We start from the raw sequence: 5,115 nt of genomic DNA on the forward strand, positions 1-5,115 counted from the left end.
GAAAGCGGGCCTCCTTCGATGGAGCAACTGGCGTCAGACACCAGCAGCTTCGAGGGAGGCCCGCCCTTCTCGGCGGAGCCACACGGGTGGGGAACTTCGATGAGCGTCAGTGGGGAATTTCAGCGAGCGCGATCACCGCAAAAGCCCTGGGAAGGAAATGATCTCAACGACGTAATCGCGCTTGCGATCGCGGTGCCATACTGCGACGTCGTCGTCACCGAGAAGTCGTGGGCCTCGCTCGTCAATGCAGCAAAGGTCGGCAAGCGCTTCAATACCTTGGTCACCCGCAACATCAACGATGTAGTGGATCGCCTCTCAGAAGGAACTTGATACGTCGGGCAGGAGCGCCGCTCGCTCGAGAACGTGAAGGTCAAGAGCGGGCAGATTCCAGCGGGAACCCCTTGTCAAACGTCGACAACCCCGTCTCGGATACGTAGCCAGATGTGGTCTTTGTCGAGATCAGGACCGCCAGTGGACGGCACGCACCAGACAACTAGCGCGATTGACAGGCGTGTCTCCTCAGGAATATCCCTCCGACACACCAGTAGCGGCCAGCCTTGGTTCAGGCCTGCGACAAGATTCGGCCGACGGTTCCCGCCATCCCTTGCGACGCTGCGCGTGCGTCTGATGCACCGACTATGACTCGTGAAGCACTCCGAGTGTGAACCAGCTCGACCTGGGCGATACGGCCTTGGCCGAGTTCTTCTTCGGCTACGAGCAGTATTGGTGCCGCGTAGAGAAGTGCGCGTTCCTCCGTGAGTTCAGGTCTATCCCAAAGAATGACTCGGGGCACATAGCCGCGTGGATCTAGCAGGATCACATCGATCCGCATGTTCAGGGTGTTTGGAGGAATCGGCAATTCACGCCTCACTCCCGTTGCGACCACCGCCCGCGTATCGTCGCCCGTCATCAGTGCATAGGCATCGTACGAGCGCAGGGTCGACTGCGCCCATCCTCTGCTTTGCGGCGTCCCGTTGGCACCCCAGTAGTTACTGTTGCGGAAGCTGTTGACCATGTAGTCGCGCGCGACCTCGGGCCCCTCGAGGTGATGTCGCGTGATCGTTCCCCACATCGTGGGGGTAGGGGTGGGCCAGCCACGGTTCCCGCCGCCGGGAGTAATTCGAAACCCGGGCTCCCGCACTCCGGATCGGTAGTCACCAAACGAGATTCGTGTCATCTGAGGCCTGCTGGGACTGGATGGGCAAAGAGCACGCTTGCTGCTTGGTCTGCCCAGCGACGGTGTAGCGCAATTGCTTCGGTCAACGTCATTGCTGGAGCCGCCCTTAGGAGCTCCGGGTACTCAAATTCGAGCTCGACGTCGGGTAGCTCGCGCAGATCGTCCACCAGGGATATGAAGTGGGTGAGGTTGTCACGAGCCTTCGGCTCGTCGACGGCGGCTGAATCGTCGAAAATGTCGGCGTCATACGAGATGTCCGCAACGTTGTTGTACTCGTTTGAGATTCGGCGCATGATGCACGGCGAGCAGATTCCGCAGTGACGGGATGTGCGCCCAATCTGCCAGCATGACACGGTGTTAATCATGTGATGGCCGAATCCAAGGTCGACGGCTCGACCAACGACTTCCGGCTTTGTTAGATGCACCAAGCGGTTTTCCACACTTATCGGAATATCGAAGACATCGTTGGCCAAGGTTGCCATCCGGTCGAGAATCGGCGGTGAGGCGGTGTGAGTTGAAAGAGACCCCATACGGGCAGCCGTCAAGGGGACATGTATTGCCATGATGCCGTTTTCATTGAGAAAGACTTCTCGGGAGCCGCCGAGCGATGCGACGAGAGCAGCTGCTCCGACGAACAAGAGCGTTCGGCTCCGTTGCGACGGCTCTTCGCCTGCGGCCACGGCGCCTCGCGCCTTCCCCGCGCTGAGCTTCAGTCGCATAATCGAGGGTTCTACTTCCTGCAGATTCGCTTCCACCGCGTTTTGTGCGCTGTTGACTGCACCGCTCGCACTGTGCGAAACGAGCAAAGGTTCACGGCCGTCCTTGATCAGGTCGAGGGCGCCGACGTAGGAGTCTTGGCCGCCAGACACGAGTGCCACACAGTCATGTGTGGGGTGAGGCTCGCGGCCCTGGCGCGGTGGCGGGTCTGGTTCGTTCTCCTGCTCGAAGTGCATTCTTAAACCGTCGTTTGTTAGGTCGGTCCAGATGCGCTCTATTAGTGGACGTCGAAGTTCCCAGAATTCGGGATCGCGAACAGGAAGCCAGAGTTCGATCTCGCGAGCCCACTCGACGTCACCTTCGCCGCGCTCGCATACGAGGTCGGTTGCAAAGAGGAAGCCCAGTATCTCCATCCAGTCCATATGGAGGTCGCTGAGTCGATCTGGCAATCCCGCGACGAGTTCGTCGAAATTGAGGTTGAAGTTTCGTTCGCGCTCGCCTTGCTCCCCTGTATTGCGGCTGCGGATGGGCAGAATTCCTGTAATCGGCGGCGCGGCACAGTCGTTCACCACCACTGCGAACTTTCTCACTGGTGGACGTCCGGCAGTTGGCGACCCTTCGCGAAGGCTTCAGCAACCAAGGTGGCCCAGGCGCCGCGGATCGCGAAACCAGTCGCGTTTGTGACTTCAACCTGAGAACCCACGTCCGCGGCGGCCTGGGCCACTTCGCGAGTCAGCCGCCGAGTATCACTGACCTTGGCTCCGGGGACTGCTTCAGTGATCCGGCCGGCCTCTCTCGCGGTCGCGTGCCGTGCGTATTGGCCGAGTAGCTCCGCGAGATATTCCGAGACCAAGCGACCCGGAGTTCCGCGCTGCGCAACAAACTGCTGTGCGGCTTGCCTGGACGTCAACTGGCTCAGGGAGTCGCCCCCACCGGAAGTTCGCATCAGGAGTCGGATGAATGCTCTCTCCGCCATCGCCTCGGCAGCACTGCCCGTCTCGACATGCCTGTCGGTTTTCGCCGCTGAGGCGACGGCTTGCAGGACGTCTTCGGGGCGCTCCCCGGATCGGAGTTGATCCGGTAGGGAGTTGTACAGGTCAAGAATTGTTGCTGCGTAAGCAGCAACAGCGTCGCTCGCTAGCGCGTGTTCCCACTCGTTGCCCGCGTTGAACAACTCGGAGCGGACTCGCTCGACTGACGCTCCCGACGTGAGCGCCGTCGTGAATGCGCGCCAACGCGTGACGGGAGGAGAGCGGAAAGAAGTTGAAGTCCCCATTCATAATCCAAGTTCTGTGTCGACGTCTGACGGATGTACGAGCCCCTTCGCGAGGAGACCACCCCAGTTGAGTTCTTCACGTTCGCGCGGAGACATCTCGCCTTGTTCAACTTGCGTCGCAATACGCGCCAGTATGTCGGCGGTCAGGTAGGCGAGAGACACTTGCTTGTCGTCCTTCAGGGCCTTGGCGCGCGCGTGGAAGGGATGCCTATCGCCCTCTTGCCCGCTGAAAGCTGAGGACAGAATCAGCATGTAGCGAATTGGGTAGCCCTCTGCGTCGAGGCCCGCTCCCAGGGTGTCAATGTACTTGGCGAAGCGGAGATAGTGGTCAGACTCCATCAGGTACCCATCGGCACTTGCTTTGCAATCCAACAAGATTGAGTATCGGTCGGTGCCGGGTGCCGTCAAGACGGCATCGGGCAATCGTTTACCTCTGTCAGCCTCGCCATGGCGCTGACCCCCAAACCGAAGACAGCTGGTGAACAATCGAAAAGCCATTCGCTCGAAAAGAGTGTCAGGAGAAGCGGATTGGCCCTCCAGGTCGGGTGGATATTCGTTCCTACTAAGAGAGGGAAGCCACCTCAGCCCGACTGGGTCCAACAGGAATGCGACCTGATCAAGATCGCGCTGCGCCGCAACACGTAAGTAAGCGGGCGCGGGCTTGTTGTCTTTCCATACGACCATCGGACAGCGCTCGAGGCGAGCGATGATCTCATCGGGGAGCACCAGAGTCAGTCCATCTGGGACAGACACCGCATCGGCGCCATGTGGGGCGAAAATCACAGCTTCGACGTCGGCAGCTTGGACGGATGCTTCTGCCAGTTGATCGATCGCAACTTGGTCGACTCTTGCGGCCGCAATGCGTGCTCGCACAGTTCGGCGACGCCACAGGGGCATCGCCTCGACCATCAACTCGTCGTAATTGGCCGAAGTTTGGAACTCGACCGCGCGGCTGCCGGCCTCGGTGAGCAGCAGTTGAATCAACTTTCGATGGTTTGCCCGTTCAACGGCGGCCAAATCTTCAGCAGCGAACTGGCGGCTCGCTTGTGTTGGCCTTCTTGGGGGCAGGCCTGAACCAGACGTCTGTGCGGCGATCAACGCGGCACTTCCGTGCACAGTGGAACCACATGCACCCCTCAGGCCCCCGACAGGTCATCTGCCGCCCCTGGGGTCACAATAATCACGCACGGACCAAGGCACGGCAGCTTTATGGGATTTTGGTCATATCACCAGTTAGAGGGCCATTTCAACTGGCTGCTGGCGCGCCCTTGCCATATGTTGCGCGTCGTTGCCTCGGGGCGCGCGGACGGGCTGGTCTCCTCGGCGCGGGCCGACGGGGCAGCAGTTTGCCCCAGGCGCTAACCCGGAATCGAGCGGCCCGCCGGCACGATCAGTCCGTCGTCGACGCCGGTGGTTGACCGCGACCTCCACGGGTGCCCCGGGCGCCGACCACAGGACGGCGGGTCCTGGTCCTTAAGATCGGGCGCGTTCTCGGGTTTCCGTTTCGACGTGCGGGAGGATCGGAGCATGGCAAAGAGGGGGCGGGCTCTACGGACCAAGCGGCACATCAAGGTTGACGATGCGGCGACGGTGATCGGGGCCTTTCGATGGTGGGCAAACCGACCGCCAACCGGCAACGCTGGTGACCAGTGGGCTCAAGACGTGGCCAAGATGATCCTCGAGAAGTGGTCCGGCAGCCCCGTGGTTTTACGGGTGGACGACGAGTTCGCAGGGGCGTTGATCAACGCGAACACGGATGCGGAGCTGGTGCCGGACTGGTTGACACCGTTCCCGTTCGACGCTGTCGCGTATAGCCTTTGAACTTCCCCCGAGACCGTGGAGGCATCAACAATAGGGATCGAGATGCCAGAGAAACGGAAGAAGTACGACCGGGAGTTCCGTGAGGGTGCTGTCCGGATCGTCGAAGAGACGGGTAAACCAATTG

General features: G+C 60.6%; 6 protein-coding genes. 2 read left to right on the top strand and 4 right to left on the bottom strand.

Annotated elements, in window-relative coordinates; all coding sequences use genetic code 11:
* The coding region (locus HPC46_RS33625; RefSeq protein ID WP_218894942.1) for a hypothetical protein at window positions 1–330 on the top strand (330 nt) is incomplete at its 5' end.
* 232 nt (window positions 331–562) lie between these two features.
* Here HPC46_RS33625 and HPC46_RS33630 read toward each other — a convergent pair.
* The 4 genes from HPC46_RS33630 to HPC46_RS33645 all read right to left on the bottom strand — a co-directional run bounded on the left by HPC46_RS33630 (window position 563) and on the right by HPC46_RS33645 (window position 4,268).
* Window positions 563–1,072, bottom strand: coding sequence for a hypothetical protein (locus HPC46_RS33630; protein WP_179476323.1), 510 nt, complete (start codon window positions 1,070–1,072; stop codon window positions 563–565).
* A 101-nt stretch (window positions 1,073–1,173) separates the two neighbouring features.
* Complete coding sequence (locus tag HPC46_RS35905) at window positions 1,174–2,469, bottom strand: 7-cyano-7-deazaguanine synthase (protein ID WP_144246120.1); 1,296 nt, start codon at window positions 2,467–2,469, stop codon at window positions 1,174–1,176.
* A gap of 11 nt (window positions 2,470–2,480) precedes the next feature.
* The gene (locus tag HPC46_RS33640; RefSeq protein ID WP_131542444.1) at window positions 2,481–3,068 is read right to left on the bottom strand and encodes a hypothetical protein; all 588 of its coding nucleotides are present in this window, start codon (window positions 3,066–3,068) and stop codon (window positions 2,481–2,483) included.
* A 102-nt stretch (window positions 3,069–3,170) separates the two neighbouring features.
* Window positions 3,171–4,268 (bottom strand): restriction endonuclease FokI C-terminal domain-containing protein, encoded by a 1,098-nt coding sequence (locus tag HPC46_RS33645; protein ID WP_131542443.1) that lies wholly within the window; start codon window positions 4,266–4,268, stop codon window positions 3,171–3,173.
* Window positions 4,269–4,697: 429 nt separating this feature from the next.
* Here HPC46_RS33645 and HPC46_RS33650 point away from each other — a divergent pair, with 429 nt between their 5' ends.
* Window positions 4,698–4,991 (top strand): hypothetical protein, encoded by a 294-nt coding sequence (locus HPC46_RS33650; RefSeq protein WP_005148433.1) that lies wholly within the window; start codon window positions 4,698–4,700, stop codon window positions 4,989–4,991.
* The last annotated feature ends 124 nt before the right edge of the window (window positions 4,992–5,115 follow it).

Origin of the sequence: Mycolicibacterium vinylchloridicum, assembly GCF_013404075.1 — a bacterium.
GTDB lineage: Bacteria > Actinomycetota > Actinomycetes > Mycobacteriales > Mycobacteriaceae > Mycobacterium > Mycobacterium vinylchloridicum.

Coding starts and splice junctions, on each gene's coding strand:
- HPC46_RS33650 (WP_005148433.1), top strand. CDS start 4,698: ATGGCAAAGAGGGGGCGGGCTCTACGGACCAAGCGGCACATCAAGGTT.
- HPC46_RS33630 (WP_179476323.1), bottom strand. CDS start 1,072: ATGTGGGGAACGATCACGCGACATCACCTCGAGGGGCCCGAGGTCGCG.